Origin of the sequence: Pseudomonas sp. RL_5y_Pfl2_73, assembly GCF_963970515.1 — a bacterium.
Lineage (GTDB): Bacteria > Pseudomonadota > Gammaproteobacteria > Pseudomonadales > Pseudomonadaceae > Aquipseudomonas.
Genome location: NZ_CAXAPD010000002.1, coordinates 153,606 through 169,888, shown reverse-complemented (window position 1 = coordinate 169,888; position 16,283 = coordinate 153,606). Strand labels below are relative to the sequence as shown.

General features: G+C 60.5%; 19 protein-coding genes. 6 read left to right on the top strand and 13 right to left on the bottom strand.

Annotated features, from left to right (window positions below):
- Positions 1-80: 80 nt before the first annotated feature.
- Positions 81-1,640 (bottom strand): AmpG family muropeptide MFS transporter, encoded by a 1,560-nt coding sequence (locus AACY42_RS02560; protein ID WP_339476121.1) that lies wholly within the window; start codon positions 1,638-1,640, stop codon positions 81-83.
- A gap of 44 nt (positions 1,641-1,684) precedes the next feature.
- Positions 1,685-2,038, bottom strand: coding sequence for an MGMT family protein (locus AACY42_RS02555; RefSeq protein WP_339476119.1), 354 nt, complete (start codon positions 2,036-2,038; stop codon positions 1,685-1,687).
- Between the two features lie 164 nt (positions 2,039-2,202).
- Here AACY42_RS02555 and AACY42_RS02550 point away from each other — a divergent pair, with 164 nt between their 5' ends.
- Positions 2,203-3,210, top strand: coding sequence for a DUF481 domain-containing protein (locus AACY42_RS02550; RefSeq protein ID WP_339476116.1), 1,008 nt, complete (start codon positions 2,203-2,205; stop codon positions 3,208-3,210).
- Between the two features lie 130 nt (positions 3,211-3,340).
- On the opposite strand, the gene AACY42_RS02545 is transcribed toward AACY42_RS02550, so the two are convergent.
- Positions 3,341-3,550, bottom strand: a complete 210-nt coding sequence (locus AACY42_RS02545; RefSeq protein ID WP_002554837.1) for a cold-shock protein — start codon at positions 3,548-3,550, stop codon at positions 3,341-3,343.
- A 354-nt stretch (positions 3,551-3,904) separates the two neighbouring features.
- On the opposite strand from AACY42_RS02545, the gene dcd reads away from it, so the two are divergent.
- Both dcd and AACY42_RS02535 read left to right on the top strand, forming a co-directional pair.
- Positions 3,905-4,471, top strand: coding sequence for a dCTP deaminase (dcd, locus tag AACY42_RS02540; RefSeq protein ID WP_003184751.1), 567 nt, complete (start codon positions 3,905-3,907; stop codon positions 4,469-4,471).
- 102 nt (positions 4,472-4,573) lie between these two features.
- Positions 4,574-4,780, top strand: a complete 207-nt coding sequence (locus AACY42_RS02535) for a hypothetical protein (protein WP_003184748.1) — start codon at positions 4,574-4,576, stop codon at positions 4,778-4,780.
- 63 nt (positions 4,781-4,843) lie between these two features.
- Here the strand turns inward: AACY42_RS02535 and AACY42_RS02530 are convergent, their stop codons facing one another.
- From AACY42_RS02530 to AACY42_RS02505, 6 genes are all read right to left on the bottom strand, one after another.
- On the bottom strand, positions 4,844-5,608 hold the full coding sequence (locus AACY42_RS02530; RefSeq protein WP_339476112.1) for an ABC transporter ATP-binding protein: 765 nt from the start codon (positions 5,606-5,608) through the stop codon (positions 4,844-4,846).
- 13 nt (positions 5,609-5,621) lie between these two features.
- A complete protein-coding gene (locus tag AACY42_RS02525) occupies positions 5,622-6,740 on the bottom strand; it encodes a succinylglutamate desuccinylase/aspartoacylase family protein (RefSeq protein ID WP_339476109.1) in 1,119 nt (372 codons plus the stop codon).
- Positions 6,741-6,767: 27 nt separating this feature from the next.
- Positions 6,768-7,478, bottom strand: a complete 711-nt coding sequence (locus tag AACY42_RS02520) for an ABC transporter permease (protein ID WP_339476106.1) — start codon at positions 7,476-7,478, stop codon at positions 6,768-6,770.
- Complete coding sequence (locus AACY42_RS02515) at positions 7,475-8,203, bottom strand: ABC transporter permease (RefSeq protein ID WP_339476103.1); 729 nt, start codon at positions 8,201-8,203, stop codon at positions 7,475-7,477. Before AACY42_RS02515 ends, AACY42_RS02520 begins: the two co-directional genes overlap by 4 nt.
- Positions 8,204-8,260: 57 nt before the next feature.
- Positions 8,261-9,043, bottom strand: coding sequence for a transporter substrate-binding domain-containing protein (locus AACY42_RS02510; RefSeq protein WP_339476100.1), 783 nt, complete (start codon positions 9,041-9,043; stop codon positions 8,261-8,263).
- Between the two features lie 395 nt (positions 9,044-9,438).
- Positions 9,439-11,889, bottom strand: a complete 2,451-nt coding sequence (locus AACY42_RS02505; protein ID WP_339476097.1) for a penicillin acylase family protein — start codon at positions 11,887-11,889, stop codon at positions 9,439-9,441.
- 205 nt (positions 11,890-12,094) lie between these two features.
- Between AACY42_RS02505 and AACY42_RS02500 the strand changes: the two genes are divergently transcribed.
- On the top strand, positions 12,095-12,652 hold the full coding sequence (locus tag AACY42_RS02500; protein WP_339476095.1) for a cysteine hydrolase family protein: 558 nt from the start codon (positions 12,095-12,097) through the stop codon (positions 12,650-12,652).
- A 154-nt stretch (positions 12,653-12,806) separates the two neighbouring features.
- Here AACY42_RS02500 and AACY42_RS02495 read toward each other — a convergent pair whose 3' ends face one another.
- From AACY42_RS02495 to AACY42_RS02480, 4 genes are all read right to left on the bottom strand, one after another.
- A complete protein-coding gene (locus AACY42_RS02495) occupies positions 12,807-13,010 on the bottom strand; it encodes an SEC-C metal-binding domain-containing protein (protein WP_339476092.1) in 204 nt (67 codons plus the stop codon).
- Positions 13,011-13,015: 5 nt separating this feature from the next.
- Positions 13,016-13,501 (bottom strand): LEA type 2 family protein, encoded by a 486-nt coding sequence (locus AACY42_RS02490; protein ID WP_339476089.1) that lies wholly within the window; start codon positions 13,499-13,501, stop codon positions 13,016-13,018.
- Between the two features lie 69 nt (positions 13,502-13,570).
- Positions 13,571-14,047, bottom strand: coding sequence for a YchJ family protein (locus tag AACY42_RS02485; protein WP_339476468.1), 477 nt, complete (start codon positions 14,045-14,047; stop codon positions 13,571-13,573).
- Between the two features lie 14 nt (positions 14,048-14,061).
- On the bottom strand, positions 14,062-14,559 hold the full coding sequence (locus AACY42_RS02480) for a DUF6231 family protein (protein ID WP_339476087.1): 498 nt from the start codon (positions 14,557-14,559) through the stop codon (positions 14,062-14,064).
- 193 nt (positions 14,560-14,752) lie between these two features.
- Here AACY42_RS02480 and AACY42_RS02475 point away from each other — a divergent pair, with 193 nt between their 5' ends.
- Complete coding sequence (locus tag AACY42_RS02475) at positions 14,753-15,448, top strand: OmpA family protein (RefSeq protein ID WP_339476084.1); 696 nt, start codon at positions 14,753-14,755, stop codon at positions 15,446-15,448.
- Between the two features lie 90 nt (positions 15,449-15,538).
- The gene (locus AACY42_RS02470) at positions 15,539-16,264 is read left to right on the top strand and encodes an OmpA family protein (RefSeq protein ID WP_339476081.1); all 726 of its coding nucleotides are present in this window, start codon (positions 15,539-15,541) and stop codon (positions 16,262-16,264) included.
- Positions 16,265-16,283: the final 19 nt, after the last annotated feature.

Genomic DNA, 16,283 nt, shown 5'->3' with positions numbered 1-16,283 from the left:
GGGCGAGATGCCCTGGCGTACAGGCGCGTGGCCGGTCGCCAGGTACGAGCGCCGGTTTCCCCGGCGTTTGCTGAAGTTTCCTACGATTCTTCCGCGGGCCGGGTGGGCGCCGGCTCCTCGGTGGGTGTCGAGTCCTGGCGACGGTTCTCCTGGAACCAGTGCAAGGCGATCAGCAGCAGGGTCGGCACGCCCAGCAGGGCGGTGATCAGAAAGAAGTTGTGATAGCCGAATTTCTCCACCATCACCCCTGAATAACCACCGATCAAGCGCGGCAGCAGCAGCATGATCGAGCTGAGCAAGGCGTATTGGGTGGCGGAGAACTTCAGGTTGGTCAGGCTCGACAGGTAGGCGACGAACGCCGAAGTGGCCAGGCCGGAGCTGAAGTTGTCCAGGGAGATGGTGACAATCAACATCTGCAGGTTGGCGCCCATGTCGGTGAGCATCAGGAAGAGGATGTTGGTCGCGGCCGAGGCTATGCCTCCGATGAACAGGATGGGCAGGATGCCGAAGCGCACGATCAGCAGGCCGCCCATGCCGGCACCGACGAGGGTCATGATCAATCCGAAAATCTTGCTGACGCTGGCGATCTGGTCCTTGGTGAACCCCTGGTCGATGTAGAACACGTTGGCCATGACGCCCATGACGGTGTCAGACATCCGATAGGTTGCGATCAGCCCGAGCAGCAGCAGCGCTTGCCAGCGATAGCGCAGGATGAAATCGTTGACTGGTGTCAGTACGGGCGCCAATCCGCGGCGACCTACCGCCGACAGGCACAGGGCGGTCAGGATGATATAGAGAATGGCCCGCAGGAAGGCGCGGTCTTCGAGCAGCAGGTCGAGCAGGCTCACGTCCTCGAACAGCACGCTGGCAAAGTCGGTGTTGAAGAGCTGAGTGAACATCGCCGGCACGGAGACCAGCAACACGATCAGCACGAATACCGACGCCAACTGGTGAACGAACGTATAGCGTCCGGCCTGCAACTGGGTACGCAGCGGCACCGGCGGCTCGCGCATGAACAGTGAGGTGAGCAGGGCCGGGACCATCAGCACGCCGAACAACAGGTAAGTGCCGGCCCAGGCCGAGTGTTTGTAACTGAAACCGGTGGAGCCAAAGCCTTCGGCGAAGAACAGTGCGCCGGCGGTGGCCAGCAGGGCGGCGATGCGGTAACCGGACATGTAGCTGGCGGCGAGGGCGGCCTGGCGGGTGTCGTCGGCGATCTCCAGGCGGTAGGCGTCGACGGCGATGTCCTGCGTCGCGGAGGCAAAGGCCACGATCACGGCGATGGCGATCAACCATGACAGGTGTTTTTGTGGATCGCAGAAACCCATGCCGATCAGGCCGAGGATCACCAAGGTCTGGGAGAGCACCAGCCATGAGCGACGGCGCCCCAATTTGCCCAGCAGCGGCAGGCGCCATTGGTCGAGCAGTGGCGACCAGACCCATTTAAAGGCATAGGCCAGGCCAATCAGGCTCGCGTAGCCAATGGTTTCGCGGGCCACACCGGCTTCGCGCAACCAGACTGAAAGCGTGGAAAACACCAGCATGTATGGCAAGCCGGCGGCGAAACCAAGCAGCAACAGCACGAGCGTCGAGGGACTGGCATAGGCGGCGAGGGCGGCGCGCCAGGTTTTACGGGGCATGGGCTGGAGTCTGCCTCAAAAATTGCGAAAACAAAGCGCGCACTCTAACCGCTGTGCTCTACCGGGCGCCAGCCATGGCGCTGAATATCAACACGATTGTTCAGGACACTGATCCCTTCCAGGCGCAGGCGTGCGCGCTGTTCATCCCCTGAGGCGCTGCCTGCTGGCAGGCTGATCCGACCACCGGCAGCCAATACTCGGTGCCAGGGCAGCTTGGTGTCGTTCGGCAACTGGCTGAGGGTTCGCCCGACCCAGCGCGCCGCACGGCCCAGGCCGGCCATTTCGGCGAGTTGGCCATAGGTGACCACCTTGCCCGCGGGCACCTGTGCCAGGGTCAGGTAAAGGGTGGTGCGGCGGATTTTGGCGGCGTTCTCGGTATCCAGGGGGGCGTCAGTCACGTTCAGGCGTCCAGAAAAAGGGTGTATGGCCGTTTGTAGGTAAAGTCCTGTAAAGCTGGTTGAGGAATGAACTCATTACAAATACGTTGGTCAGTCCTTGCTGAGGTGTCGTCCCGGGGGATAATGCCGCCTTTTCACCGCAAACTTGAGCTCTTTATACGCTTATGTTGTCTAGAACCCTGCTATGCCTGGCAGTTGCCAGTGCCTCCATGCCCTTGCTTGCCGACACAGTCTGGTTGAAGAATGGGGACAAACTCAGTGGCAAGATTACCGTTTTTGATGGCGGCAAGTTGCTGATTCAGACCGATTACGCCGGCTCGATTCCCATCGACTGGAAACAGGTCAAGACCCTGGAGAGTGACCAGCAGCTCCTGGTCAAGCAGGATGCGTATACCGGTGAGAAAGCCAAGGCGCTGCAGGCGGCCGAGGATGGCAAGGTCACCTTGGCCAATGGTGATGGGCCCAAGACCGTTGAGCTGGCCAGTATCCAGCAGATCCTCAAGCCCAAGCCGGTGGTCGAGGACCTGGTGTGGAAGGGCAATATCGATGCCGCGCTGGATTACCAGCGGGCGGAAAACGATATCGACGATTACGACATCGACGTCAAGACTTCGGCTCGTCACGGCAGATGGCGGCACACCGCCGAGGGTGAATACAACCGTAAGTTCCAGGACGATGTGGTTTCTGCCGATAACTGGCGCCTGGAATATTCCCTCGACCGGTTCCTGACGGATAAATGGTTCTGGCAAGGCCGCCTGAACTACAAGCGTGACAAAGTCGAAGACCTGGCGCGTCAGCGTGTGGTGGGTACCGGTCCGGGGTATCAGTTCTGGGATGACGAGCTGGGGGCGTTCTCGCTGGGTTCGCTGTTGAACCGCACCGACTATGAATACCGCGACGGTGGTAAGGACAACTTCTATTCCGTCGCCATGAAGTGGGACTACAACCGCTACTTGATTGGCAAGCGCGTCGAGTTCTTTACCAACGGCGAAGTGGGCAAGCCACTGTCCGGCGTGGCGGAGTACGCCTATGACGCCGAGATGGGGCTGCGCTACAAGGTCACCGATTGGGCGTCGCTCAATCTCAAGGCGGAGAAGGATGTCATCGAGGGTACCGAAGACAGCGACTTGAGCAAAACGCGCTACACGGCCGGGTTTGGCGTGACCTGGTAATCCCGGGCTAACAACAAACCAATGTGGGAGCGGGCTTGCTCGCTCCCACATTGGTTTGTGCCGGCAAAACAGACAGGCACAAAAAAGCCCCGCTTTTGAGGGCGGGGCCTTTTACTAAAGCAAGGACAAGTTAGATAACTTGAACTTCTTCAGCTTGCATGCCTTTCTGACCGCGGGTAGCGATGAAAGAAACCTGTTGGCCTTCTTTCAGGCTTTTGAAGCCGTCGGATTGGATAGCTTTGAAGTGAACGAACAGGTCGTCACCGGATTGTGGGGTGATGAAGCCGAAGCCTTTTTCATCGTTGAACCACTTAACGGTACCGGTTTGGCGATTAGACATGGTGTAACTCCTTGAACAAAGATAACTGCGACTCAGGAAGAACCCTGGCCGAGACTGAGTGCAAAGAGCAGGAAAAATTCTTGTAGATGGTTGGATCGAAATTCAACATATCGTGTAGAGATTCTCAGTGACACAAGCAACACAGTGGCGCCACCTTAACCCTTTTTCCAGAATGTGCCAATGGTCTTTGCGAAGGTTTCTCTTATTTGGTGACTGACGGCGCGGGCGATGGCCGGCAGGACCCGGAAATCAAGGTGGATCGGCGAGATTTGCGCGCCGTGCTTTGAACCCTGCCCCGCGCCCCGGTAAGATGCCGGACGTATTTTTTCCACCTCGCTATTTCAGGAAACCGCCATGAGCATCAAATCGGACAAGTGGATTCGCCGCATGGCGCAAGAGCACGGCATGATCGAGCCCTTCGTCGAACGCCAGATGCGTGGCGAAGGCGCCGACCGGCTGATCTCTTTCGGTGTCTCCAGCTACGGCTACGACGTGCGCTGCGCCGACGAATTCAAGGTGTTCACCAATATCAATTCGGCCACCGTCGACCCGAAGAACTTCGATGAGAAGAGCTTCGTCGACGTCAAGAGCGACGTTTGCATCATCCCGCCGAACTCCTTCGCCCTGGCCCGCACCGTCGAGTACTTCCGCATTCCGCGCAACGTACTGACCATCTGCCTGGGCAAGAGCACCTACGCCCGTTGCGGTATCATCGTCAACGTCACGCCGCTGGAACCCGAGTGGGAAGGCCACGTGACACTGGAGTTTTCCAACACCACGACCCTGCCGGCGAAAATCTACGCCAACGAGGGTGTGGCGCAGATGCTGTTCCTGGAATCCGATGAAGAGTGCGAAGTGTCCTACAAGGATCGTGGCGGTAAATACCAGGGCCAGCGCGGTGTGACGCTGCCGCGTACCTGAATCTGACGAGCTGTTGGAATTCCTGGGCGGGCAGACACTCTATTGCGTGTACTGCCCGTTTTTGTGCGTCAGCGCAGCGGGCCTTCGCTCAGGAGTTGCTCTATGAAGATCGATCCGCGAATCAGCGCTGAACTGGCAAGGCTTGAGCCCAATCAGATTGGCGTCATGGCCTGGTCATTGCTGGCCCATCCTGTCGAAGCGGCGGGTGGCATCCCCGGCCAGCCCGATCCCGATACCCCAAACGAACAACCGACAGAGCCCGGCGAACCCACCCTGCCGGACGAGCCACCTCCTGCGCCTGTTGCCTGATCGAACTATGACCTGTCAGCTGTGGGAGCAAGGCTTGCTCCCACACAAGGGCCGCCAAAAAGTTTATTTCAGGTTGCCACTGAGAAACTGCTGGAGCCGTTCACTCGTGGGATTGTCCAGCACGTCTTCCGGCCTGCCTTCTTCTTCCACCAGGCCCTGGTGCAGGAACAGTACCTGGTTCGAGACTTTGCGGGCGAAGCTCATTTCGTGGGTCACCATGATCATGGTCCGCCCTTCCTCTGCCAGCCCCTGAATCACCTTCAACACTTCGCCCACCAGCTCCGGGTCCAGGGCCGAGGTGGGTTCGTCGAACAGCATCACCTCCGGCTCCATCGCCAAGGCACGGGCAATGGCCACGCGCTGTTGCTGGCCGCCGGAGAGGAACGCCGGGTATTGCTCGGCGACCCGTGCCGGGAGGCCGACCTTGTCGAGATAGCGATGGGCGCGGTCGTCGGCTTCCTGCTTGCTGACCCCCAGTACCCGGCGCGGCGCCATGGTGATGTTTTCCAGCACGGTCATGTGGCTCCACAGGTTGAAGTGCTGGAACACCATGGCCAGACGCGTGCGGATGCGTTGCAGTTCGTCGGCGTCAGCCACGTGCATGCCGTGGCGGTCCTTGATCATCTGGATCGGCTGGCCGTCCAGGCTCATGGCGCCGTCGTTGGGTTGTTCCAAGAAATTGATGCAGCGCAAAAAGGTACTTTTGCCTGAGCCGCTGGCGCCGATGAGGCTGATGACGTCGCCGGTCTTGGCCTTGAGCGAAACGCCCTTGAGCACTTCATGTTCGCCATAGCTTTTATACAGGCCTTCGATGGTCAGTTTGTACATGGAACATGCATCCTCAAGGCGAAAGTAGGTAGCCGCTGCGATAGGCTTCGGTGCCGGCGACATGGGCGATCACCATACCGGCCGTGGCCATGCGGCGCAGCGAACGGGCGTACAGCAGCCCGGCGTTACGGCAATGAACGGGGGTGACGGTGTCGTTGATCGGGTCGATGACTTGCGCGATCAGTTGCCCCGCCTCCAGGTATTCGCCGGGCAGGGCGTTGTAGACCAGCAACCCACCCACGGGCGTCGTCACTGGCTCGACAGCGGCCAGTGGCGTGGCCGGGTAGGGCAGTTCGGGCATGGGCATCGGTTCGCCGTCGATGGCGCCGAAGCGGATCAGGTAGTTGATCAAGGCCTGGCAGTCTTGGCTCGCCAGCCCGTGGTTGACGTCACCCTGGCCACGCAATTCCATGGTGACCGAAAAGCTGCCCAGGGGAATCTCGAAGCGTTCGCCGAAGCGTTCCTTGAGTTGCCACCAGAGCAGGGTGAAGCATTCATCGAACGATTGGCCGCCCGAATCGGTCGCCAGCAGGCTGGCTTCGGCACCGATGTAGCGGGCCAGCGGCTCGACCTGCGGCCAGGCTTCGGGCGTGGTGTAGAGGTGGGCCACGGCTTCGAAGTCGCAATGCAGGTCCAGCACCATGTCGGCGTCGCAGGCCAGCCGTTGCAAGGCCAGGCGCAGGGATTGCAATTGTGTGCCTGGGGTCTGCCGGGCGAGGGCATCGCGCAGGCTGGTACGAATCAGCATCAGGTTGTGCTGTGGATCGTCGGTGAGCAGGTCCTGGATTTCGTTGCCGATCTCTTCGCTGAGGTCGACGAAACGGCGGTTGAAGTTCTGCCCGCTCTCGGTTTCGTAGCGACCCAAGGGCACGTCCATCAGTACTTGTTCGAGGCCGATGGGATTGGCGACGGGCACCAGCACGATCTCGTGCCGCAGGTGGCCCGACGCTTCGAGTTCGGTCAGGCGCTGCTTGAGGTGCCAGGCGACCAGCATGCCGGGTAGTTCATCGGCGTGCAGGGACGACTGGATATAGATTTTACCGACGGCGTTTTCCGGGCCGAAGTGGAAGCTGTGAATCTTGCGTGCGGTCCCCGGTACTGGGGACCGCAGGTCATGAATCTGGTGGCGCATGTGCGTGAGTGTCCTGGAACAAAAGCCTTAGTGGGTCGGCCCGAGAAAGGCCAGCCAGCGGCGCTCGGCGAGGCGAAAGAGGCCCACCAGTGCAAAGGTGACTGTCAGGTAGATCAATGCGGCGATCCCGAACGACTGGAACGTCATGAACGTCGCCGAGTTGGCGTCCCGGGCAACCTTCAGTACGTCTGGAACGGTCGCGGTGAACGCCACGGTCGTCGAGTGCAGCATCAAGATGACTTCGTTGCTGTAATACGGCAGCGAACGTCGCAACGCTGACGGCATGATCACGTAGGTGTACAGCTTCCAACCGGTCAGGCCGTAGGCCTTGGCCGCTTCGACTTCGCCATGGTTCATGCTGCGAATCGCCCCGGCAAAGATTTCCGTGGTGTAGGCGCAGGTGTTCAAGGCGAAGGCCAGGATCGTGCAGTTCATCGCATCGCGAAAGAAACTGTCGAGGATGGGTTGGGCGCGTACCGCCTCGAGGCTGTAGATGCCGGTGTAGCAGATCAGCAGTTGGATATAGAGCGGTGTGCCACGGAACAGGTAGGTGTAGAACTGCACCGGCCAGCGGACGTAGACCTTGGGCGACACCCGGGCGATGGACAGCGGGATCGACACCAGGAAACCGATCAGCAGCGAGGCGCTGAGCAGCCACAGGGTCATGGCCAGGCCCGTGACGTTGACGCCATCGCTGTAAAGGAACGGTCGCCAGTATTCTTGCAGAAGTTCGATCATCGCACCGCCTCCCGGGCGCCGGCGGCGTAGCGGCGCTCAAGCCATCGCAGGATGAAGTTGGACGCGCTGGTGATCAGCAGATAGATCAGTGCCGCCAGTACCAGGAAGTAAAACAGCTGGTAGGTGCTCTTGCCCGCATCCTGGGCGGCCTTGACCAGGTCGGCCAGGCCGATGATCGACACCAGTGCGGTGGCCTTGAGCATCACCATCCAGTTGTTGCCGATACCTGGCAGGGCAAAACGCATCATTTGTGGGAACACCACGAGGCGAAAGCGCTGACCACGCTTGAGGCCATACGCGGTGGCGGCTTCGACCTGGCCTCGGGGGACCGCGAGGATCGCGCCGCGAAAGGTTTCGGTGAAGTACGCGCCATAGATGAAGCCCAGGGTGATCACCCCGGCGCCGAATGGGTTGATCTCGATGTATTCCCATTCCATGAAGTCGGTAAACGAGGTCAGCCAGGTTTGCAGGCTGTAGAAGATCAGCAGCATCAGCACCAGGTCCGGCACGCCGCGGATCAGCGTGGTGTAGAGCTGGGCAGGGATTCGCAGCAGTTTGACGCTGGACAGCTTGGCACTGGCGCCTAGCAGGCCGAGCAAGACGCTCAACAACAAAGACAGGGCCGACAGCTTGATGGTCATCCAGGTGCCTTGCATCAGCAGTGGGCCAAAGCCCTGCAGGCTGAAGGCGGAGAGCCCCAGATTTTGTAGGAATTGTTCGAACATGAAAGAGGCCTTTGGCAGGAGAAAAGCGCCCATCCGAGACCGGATGGGCGCAGCGCATTATTTGCCGCTGTACAGATTCAGATCGCCAAAGTGTTTTTTCTGGATCTCGGCGTACTTGCCGTCGTCGTGTAACGCTTTGATACCTTTATCCAAAAGTGCCTTCAGGTCTTTGTTACCTTTCTTGATACCGATAGCGGTCTTGGAGGGCAGCAGTTCGCTGTCCACCGGTTTGCTGACTTCGTAGCCTTCACCTTTTGGCGACTTCAGGAAGCCCAGCTCAGCCTGGAGCATGTCCTGGATCGCAGCGTCGAGGCGGCCCGAGGTCAGGTCTGCGTAGACCTGGTCCTGGTTCTGATAGGCCTGGGTCTTGACGCCAGCCTTGTCCAACACGGCCTTGGCGTAGGCTTCCTGGATGGTGCCTTGCTCGTAGCCGACGGTCTTGCCTTTGAGCGAGGCAACGTCTTCGCTCAGGCCCGAGCCCTTCTTGAATACATAGGACGTTGGGCCGGAGAACAGCTCGCTGGAGAAGTCGATGGCTTTTTCGCGGGCTGGGGTAACGGTCATGGAAGAAATCACGCCGTCGAATTTGTTGGCCTTGAGGCCCGGGATCATGCCGTCGAAATCGCTTTCGACCCATTTGCATTTGACCTTCAGCTCTGCGCAGATTGCATTGCCCAGGTCGATGTCGAAACCGACCAGGCTGCCGTCGGCGGCCTTGGACTCAAACGGGGCGTAGGAAGGGTCGACACCAAAACGCAGTTCCTTGTATTCCTTGGCCGTGGCGACGCCAGCAGCCATGCACAACGCCAGTGCAGAAAGGGTCAGCAGTGCTTTTTTCATTATTCAATCCCTAAAACCAATATGAGCGCTTGTGGCGCGTAAGTATTGTTACCGGTGAAGGCGAGAACGGTATGACGGCTTAAAGGTAGCAATTTCCGAACCAGAGTGCCGAACAAGTGTTTTAAAAAGCTTAGGCGCCAGGCAACGGAATGTGATGGTGCGCGGGGATGAGCGTACATCAAAAGATGCACCAGGATAGAGCGAGCTGCTCCTGTGGCGAGGGCGGCCGGGCCCGTGTAGGAGCTGTCGAGTGCAACGAGGCTGCGATCTTTCCCCAGACAATTAAATCGAGAACGAAAGATCAAGATCAAAAGATCGCAGCCTTCGGCAGCTACAGGGTGCAGTCCAGGGGGCGGTGCGAAGTTTCACTAAAGCCCCGTGTCACAGCAGAGAGTCTATTTGCCCGGTACCAGCGTCAGCCGCGTCCTGCCATAGGCACGATCAAAGTTCTGCGATTGCAACGGTAGGCTCTGGTACTGCCCCTTGATCCACGGATCGATGCCGTTGGCATAGTGCGGGCTGGCCGGGTTGCCGGACTGTCCGGCGCCATCCTGGATCATCAACGGTTCGGGCTGGCCGAAGTCAACGATAAGGCGCATGGTCGGTGCCGGGGAGGCAGTGAAATCCTGCCCCCAGGCGAACGCTGCGGTGTTGAGTGTGCTGGCGTCGCCTCCGGCCGGCAGCGGGCCGCGTACGATTTGGCCGTTGCTGTTCTTCCACGCGTAGCGATGCAACTGACCCCACTGCCAAGCCTTGTGGTCACCGCCCAACCGGCTGTCGCCGGCACTGATAGCCGCTGCCAGGCTGCGCGCGAGGATGACGGCCTTGTCTTCTTTCTGGGGTGTGCGCACATCGTCCCAGAATGGGCTGTCTTCGCGCCCCAGCAGATGATCGGCCTGGGCCGAGTAGGACAATTGGCCGTTGGCGACCAGCGCCTTCCACGCCGGGCTGTTGTCCGGGCCCAGTTCGTCGAGGAAAATCTGCTTCATGCTTTCCTGCAGGAACAGCTCATAGAATGCTGCATCGGCGGAGGTCGGGCTGAGCCGGCCATCGAATGCCATCAAGCGGGTATAGGCCTCGCGAGCCTTGGCCCGGTCTGCCACCGGCAGGGTTTCGATCACCTGTTTGAGTGGCTGGGCCATGCCCGGTGCTTCAAAGACGCTCTTGAGCTTGGCCGCGAACGTCGTGCCCTGGTCATATTGCATGGCGCTCAGGCTGCGGGTGTCGTGCTTGCCCGCGCCGGCCAGTTCGGCCATGCGTTCGCCACGCTCCGGTGCGGCCCACGAGTTGGACAGCTGCATGCCATAGCCGTGGGGAATGACCCGTTGATTGGCCGTGCCAAGCCAGCCCTGGGCCGGGTCCTGATCGTAGGGGTGCAGCATGGGGTCGGCGTAACCGTCCCAATCGTAGCGACCGTCCCAACCTGGCGACGGTAACAGGCCCTCTCCTTCACGGCGATTCGGATAGCGCCCGGTGACTTGCCAGCCGATGTGGCTGGCGTCGGCAAATATCAGGTTTACCGCCATGGCGCGGATTTCCCGGCTGGCGTCGGAGGCTTTCTCGACGTTCTGCGCCCGGGACAGGTCGAAGAAGGCATCCAGGGTCTTGTCGTCGCTCAAGCTCGGCGCCTGCAAGGCCAGGCCAAAGCCGTTGGCCATGGCCGTGCCCTGGGCGCTGTTGAGCAGCGGGCCGTGACGGGTCTCGAACACCGCTTCACGAATCGGCCGCTGGCCTTTGATGAAATAGGTTTCGTTGCGCACGATTGCTGGCTGCCATTTGCCGTTGACCTCATAGGACAGGCTGTTGCCCTGGCGTCGGATCTTTTCCAGGAACAGGTCCTGGTTGTCCCCCAGTACGCTGCTCATGCTCCAGGCCACTTTGCCGTTGAACCCCGCGAGGATCATCGGGATACCTGCCACGGAAACCCCGGCCGCCTGGTACTTGGGTGCCCGGATCTGTACGGGGATCCACAGCCCCGGCATGCCCAGCGGCCCATGGCTGTCGCTGGCCAACAGGCTCTTGCCGCTACGGCTGCGTTGCGGCGCGATAGCCCAGTGACTCGAAGACGTAGCGCTCAAAAGGTTCAGCTCGACCAACTGGCCGGTGGCCTTGCTGATCTCGTTCAGGCCTGGAACCTGGCCGTTGAGCCGCAAGCCCTGGAGTTTGTCGGCCTCAGCCACGGGCAGTGGTTCGTCCGGATAGGACGGGCTCAGCCAGGCGAGCTTGTCGTGGGTGACGGTCTGGGCCAGTACCAGGCTGGCGATTTCTTCCGGCAGGTTGGCTGACTGGCTGAAATTCAGCAGGCAGAACATCAGCGCCGAGTCTTGCGGCTTCCAGTATTCGGGTTTGTAACCTGTGGCGGCCAGGTCCGACGGCAACTTGTCGCGGTAGCGGAACAGGTAGGCGTTGACCCCGCGGGCATAGACTTCAAAGAAGCGCTTGAGCCGTGGCGAGGACGCCTTGTACAGCTCGTCGGCGTTTTTCCTCAGGTTGACGGCGCGCATGTAGCGGTCGATGTCCAGCTGTTCGGCGCCGGACATCTCTGCCAGGCGCCCCTGGGCCAGCAGGCGCAGGGTGACCATCTGGGTGATGCGATCGCTGGCGTGGACGTAGCCGAGGGTGAACAGGGCGTCATGGAAGCTGTTGCTTTCGATCAGCGGCATGCCCGTGGCGTTGCGCCGGACCGAGACGTTCTGCGCCAGCCCCTTGAGCGGTTGCACGCCGGAAGTCGGTGGGACAGTGTTCTGGGCATTCCAGGTCTGGCATCCGCTCAAACCGAGCACACTGGCCACTGCGGCGGCAACGCCGAGCCGGGGGATAAGGGAAATAGAGGCTGGCGAGGCCATGGCAAAGCTCCTGCGGGAGGGGGGGCACCAATAAAGGCGCTACGTTAGTGAGCAGGAGGGGGCCGCGCAAGCGGGGGCGAGGGTTATTTGTTGGTTTGGCGATGAAAGCCCGGGGCCGAGTCATCGCTTTTACTCGAAGGCTTGCCTGTAGGAAGAGGTGATGATCAAGTGTGAAAGATTCAATGACTGAGAAGAGAAAATCGGCATGGAGCTACAACACAGTGCGGCGCTGATCCTCATCGATCAACAAAAAGGCATCCTTCACCCCAGGCTCGGTCCTCGCAACAACCCCGAGGCAGAGCTGCGCATGCTGGAACTACTGGCTTTATGGCGACACACGGCGCGGCCGGTGATTCACGTCCACCACTTGTCCCGCTCGCCGGACTCGGTGTTCTGGCCGGGGCAGTCGGGCGTGGAGGTCCAGCCACGGTTCGCGCCGCAGGCGGGGGAATGGCTGGTTCAAAAACGGGTGCCAGATGCGTTCAGTGCCACGCGCCTGGAGGAAGATCTACGCAGGGCGGGCATCGGGCAACTGGTGATCGTCGGCGTGTCGACGAACAACTCGGTGGAGTCCACGGCGCGTACGGCCGGTAACCTGGGATTCGACACGTGGGTGGTTGAGGATGCCTGCTTTACCTTCGACAAGAGCGATTACTTCGGTAACGCCCGTTCGGCTGCCGACGTGCATGCCATGTCCCTGGGCAACTTGCAGGGTGAGTATGCGACGGTGGTCGCGGTGAAGCAGATTTTGGAGGCGGGCTGATACATAAGCAGTGAATGTGCTGGCCTCATCGCGAGCAGGCTCGCGCCCACATTGATTCGGCGATCATTGGTATCGCCTCACCGCAAATCCCCTGTGGGAGCGGGCTTGCTCGCGATGATGGTCTAACAGGCGAAAAAGTTTTTCGCCCGGACCCTCAAGCTCCATGGCACTTCTTGAATTTCTTGCCATTGCCGCACGGGCAAGGGTCGTTGCGGCCGACATCTTTCAGGGCGTTGCGCACCGGTTCCTGGTGGGCGTGGCCGCAGTTCGGACCGTGGACATGGTCGTGGTCATGATCGTGATGATGGTCGTGATCGTGGTTGCAATCAGGGCCATGGACGTGGGGTTGTTGGGTCATCGGGGTTACTCCGCAATAAAATCGGCGGCGATTATCACGCCATTGCGTTCCAGGTGCACGTAGTGAGCGATGAATAATCCGGTTTCCAGCTCACCTTCCAGACGATAGGGGATCTGTTTTCGGGGTTTCTCCAGCAACTTCACCACGTCCCGCACCTGCGGCCACAGGTTGGTACGGATCGGCACCTTGAAGTAGGCGCTGAGCCGGGGGCTCACGGTGAACCAATGTTCATGCTCACCTTCGGTCAGCAACAGATCACCCAGGTGGAGGCGGTACGTCAGGCCGCGAACGGTCAGGTCGCTGTCGCCGGGGTTATCGACGCGAAAATGCAGCATGAACTTCTGTTCCAGCAGTCGGGCCCGCACCACTTCGACCTTGACCAGATGCACTTGTGGTTCAGGGGCTTCTTCACCTTGCCAGGACGCGCAACTGCCGAGCCCGACGAACAGCAGCAGGCAGGTGATGCGCAGCAAGAGTGATGTGGGGGTCATGTCCGAGCCTCTGGTCCACCCCCAGTCTAGCCCTATGGGCCGATGGACGGGTGTCGGACATTTGCGAAATCAACGATTGAAGTAGCCGGCGCAGCACTTTTTGAATTTATGCCCACTGCCGCACGGACAGCCGTCGTTGCGGCCCGCCTTGACTGGCACGGTCGGGTCGATGAAGTACCAGCGCCCGGTGTTCTGCACGAACGAAGACTGTTCACGGTGGCTGTGCTCACCCTGGCCGTCATGCCAGCGTGCCGTGAACGTGACAAAGGCGTGTTCCGGTTGACCGCCGAGCACTTCGCTGCTTTCCACTTCCAGCCCCAGCCAGGTGCTGGTGGCGCTCCACTCGCTGATCGACTGGCGATCGAGACCAGGCTGCTGGGCGGGCAGGGTGGTGGCGACCAGATAATCCACCAGGCCCAGCACATAGGCGCTGTAGCGCGAGCGCATCAAGGCTTCGGCGCAGGGCGCCGGGTGACCGTTGTGGTAGTGGCCGCAGCAGGCGTCCAGTGAATTGCCACTGCCGCAGGGGCAAATGGGTGTGTGCAGGCTTGTGTTCACGGTTACCACCAATATTTTCCAAAATTTTCCGGGTTGGCCCAAAAGCGCGAGTTGAGCCAGTCGGGGACTTGTTTGTATTCAAGCAGATCGTAGGTAAACAGTGTCAGTACCTGATCTTCGCGCTGGAATCGTTCGCTGGCTTGCAGGGCCAGGGAAAAAAAGTCCGTCTCTTGCCAGCCGCAGGCGTTGAGGTCTGTCAGTACGGCGATGCGGCTGGCATTGAGATTGCGGATGCCACCCAACAGGTTCAGACCCTCGCGCTTGGGCAAATGCTCCAGGCAATCGAGCGCCAGAGCCAGGTCAAAACGCCGCGCCGCGACGTCCGCCGGCAGCGCGCCGGGGCCGACGTGGACCACTTCGGTGTCGGGATGGGCCTGCTGGAATGCTTCGAGCGCGGGAAAGCCGCTGGCACCGATCAATAGCAGTTTTTGCGGGGCATAACGGTCAAGCACGGCCGCCAGGGCTTGCTGGGGCGTACGCGCAGAAATGGCAACGGTCATCGAAGTTCCTCTGTCAGAACCACCACGATAGCCTGCCCGGACATCGTGGCCTAGAGCGGTTTGTCCCCTGAACGTGCGGAATCTTCGCAAACACGGGGCGAAAACCCGCGATTGCTCAGGCTGGCGCAGATTCGAAGACGGGTCTTTACTCCCCTGAATCGGCGACAAGCCGATCCCTCAAGGAGAAAACCCGATGAGCATAGTTCGGACAGCGTTACCCCTGGTTCTGCTAACCAGTGTGTTGACTGGTTGCGCAGGTTTGCAGAAAACCGACTGGCCGACCTGTGCCGCCGTCGGCGGTGTGATCGGCGCAGGCTTGGGCGCCACCGAAAGTACTTCCTGGGCCGGCGGCGGCGCGTTGTTCGTCGGTGGCATGGCGGCGGCTTATTGCTGGGTGCACGGCGATGGCGATGAAGACGGCGATGGCGTGCCGGACAGCCGCGACAAGTGCCCGGGCACACCGAAGGGCGTGCAGGTCGATGCCGACGGTTGCCCACCACCGGCACCACCGCCGATGGCTGAAGAGCCTCCAATGGTCAAGGAAGAAACCATCGTGATCCGCGACGTGCACTTTGAGTTCAACAAAGCCACGCTGACCCCAGTCGACAAGGATGTGCTGAGCACGGTTGCCACCCGGCTGAAACAGGAAACGTCCACCGCGCAATTGCGGGTCTCCGGTCATACCGACAGTGTCGGCAGCGATGCCTATAACCAACGGTTGTCGGAGAAACGGGCCAACTCGGTGGTGCAATACCTGGTTGAAAATGGCGTACCGCGTGCCAGTTTTGTCTCGGTGTCCGGCGCCGGAGAAAGCCAGCCGGTGGCCGATAACAACACCGCCGACGGCCGCGCGATGAACCGTCGCACGGAAATCAAGATAAACCGCTGAACCCCTCGCCATCCGAGGCTTGTGGAGTTGCGGATGCGGGTCTTTACTCCTGTGTGACCGGTATGGGCCGGTGACACAGGAGCCTTCACTATGAACGTTCTAATCAGGGCCGCCTTACCGGTACTGCTGGCGAGCAGTCTGTTGTCCGGTTGCGCCACTCACAGCGACGGTAGTGCACCTCTCAATCAACGCACCTGGCCAATCTGTAGCCTGATCGGCGGCTTGGTCGGCGGTGGGTTGGGGGCCATTGAAAGCAGCGGCTGGGCTGCCGGCGGCGCCGCGCTGGGGCTACTGGGCGGTGGTTTGATCTGCTACGCCCAGGATGGCGATGAAGACGACGACGGGGTGTTCGACCGCCGCGACCGTTGTCCCGATACGCCGGCCAATACCCCGGTCGAGCACCACGGTTGCCCGGTGCCGCAATACCCGGCCAGCGCCCCACCCGTGGAGCCTGAAGCACCGGCTAGCGAGGTCATCACCCTCAACGATGCCGGCAAGGTACTCTTCGATTTCGACAAATCCGACCTCACCGCAGAAGCTCGAAGCGAGCTCGATGGGCTGATGGGTAAGCTCAGCCATGTCAATGTCGCCAGTATCCGGGTGGTGGGTCACACCGACAGTGTCGGCACTGATGCCTATAACCAGGGGCTGTCTGAGCGTCGGGCCAGCAGTGTCGTGGAGTATTTGCTGAGCCAGGGGCTGCCCCCCGACAAACTCACCAGCGAAGGCAAAGGCGAAAGCGAGCCGGTGGCCGACAATGAGACCGACGAAGGGCGGGCGCAAAACCGTCGGGTTGAACTGCATATCCAGCGTTGAGGCTCAGGCCAGGGCTGCC

Bases quoted from the DNA above. Each gene is read 5' to 3' on its own strand.
- AACY42_RS02560 (WP_339476121.1), bottom strand. From the start codon at position 1,640: ATGCCCCGTAAAACCTGGCGCGCCGCCCTCGCCGCCTATGCCAGTCCC.
- AACY42_RS02550 (WP_339476116.1), top strand. From the start codon at position 2,203: ATGTTGTCTAGAACCCTGCTATGCCTGGCAGTTGCCAGTGCCTCCATG.
- AACY42_RS02545 (WP_002554837.1), bottom strand. From the start codon at position 3,550: ATGTCTAATCGCCAAACCGGTACCGTTAAGTGGTTCAACGATGAAAAA.
- dcd (WP_003184751.1), top strand. From the start codon at position 3,905: ATGAGCATCAAATCGGACAAGTGGATTCGCCGCATGGCGCAAGAGCAC.
- AACY42_RS02535 (WP_003184748.1), top strand. From the start codon at position 4,574: ATGAAGATCGATCCGCGAATCAGCGCTGAACTGGCAAGGCTTGAGCCC.
- AACY42_RS02530 (WP_339476112.1), bottom strand. From the start codon at position 5,608: ATGTACAAACTGACCATCGAAGGCCTGTATAAAAGCTATGGCGAACAT.
- AACY42_RS02525 (WP_339476109.1), bottom strand. From the start codon at position 6,740: ATGCGCCACCAGATTCATGACCTGCGGTCCCCAGTACCGGGGACCGCA.
- AACY42_RS02520 (WP_339476106.1), bottom strand. From the start codon at position 7,478: ATGATCGAACTTCTGCAAGAATACTGGCGACCGTTCCTTTACAGCGAT.
- AACY42_RS02515 (WP_339476103.1), bottom strand. From the start codon at position 8,203: ATGTTCGAACAATTCCTACAAAATCTGGGGCTCTCCGCCTTCAGCCTG.
- AACY42_RS02510 (WP_339476100.1), bottom strand. From the start codon at position 9,043: ATGAAAAAAGCACTGCTGACCCTTTCTGCACTGGCGTTGTGCATGGCT.
- AACY42_RS02505 (WP_339476097.1), bottom strand. From the start codon at position 11,889: ATGGCCTCGCCAGCCTCTATTTCCCTTATCCCCCGGCTCGGCGTTGCC.
- AACY42_RS02500 (WP_339476095.1), top strand. From the start codon at position 12,095: ATGGAGCTACAACACAGTGCGGCGCTGATCCTCATCGATCAACAAAAA.
- AACY42_RS02495 (WP_339476092.1), bottom strand. From the start codon at position 13,010: ATGACCCAACAACCCCACGTCCATGGCCCTGATTGCAACCACGATCAC.
- AACY42_RS02490 (WP_339476089.1), bottom strand. From the start codon at position 13,501: ATGACCCCCACATCACTCTTGCTGCGCATCACCTGCCTGCTGCTGTTC.
- AACY42_RS02480 (WP_339476087.1), bottom strand. From the start codon at position 14,559: ATGACCGTTGCCATTTCTGCGCGTACGCCCCAGCAAGCCCTGGCGGCC.
- AACY42_RS02475 (WP_339476084.1), top strand. From the start codon at position 14,753: ATGAGCATAGTTCGGACAGCGTTACCCCTGGTTCTGCTAACCAGTGTG.
- AACY42_RS02470 (WP_339476081.1), top strand. From the start codon at position 15,539: ATGAACGTTCTAATCAGGGCCGCCTTACCGGTACTGCTGGCGAGCAGT.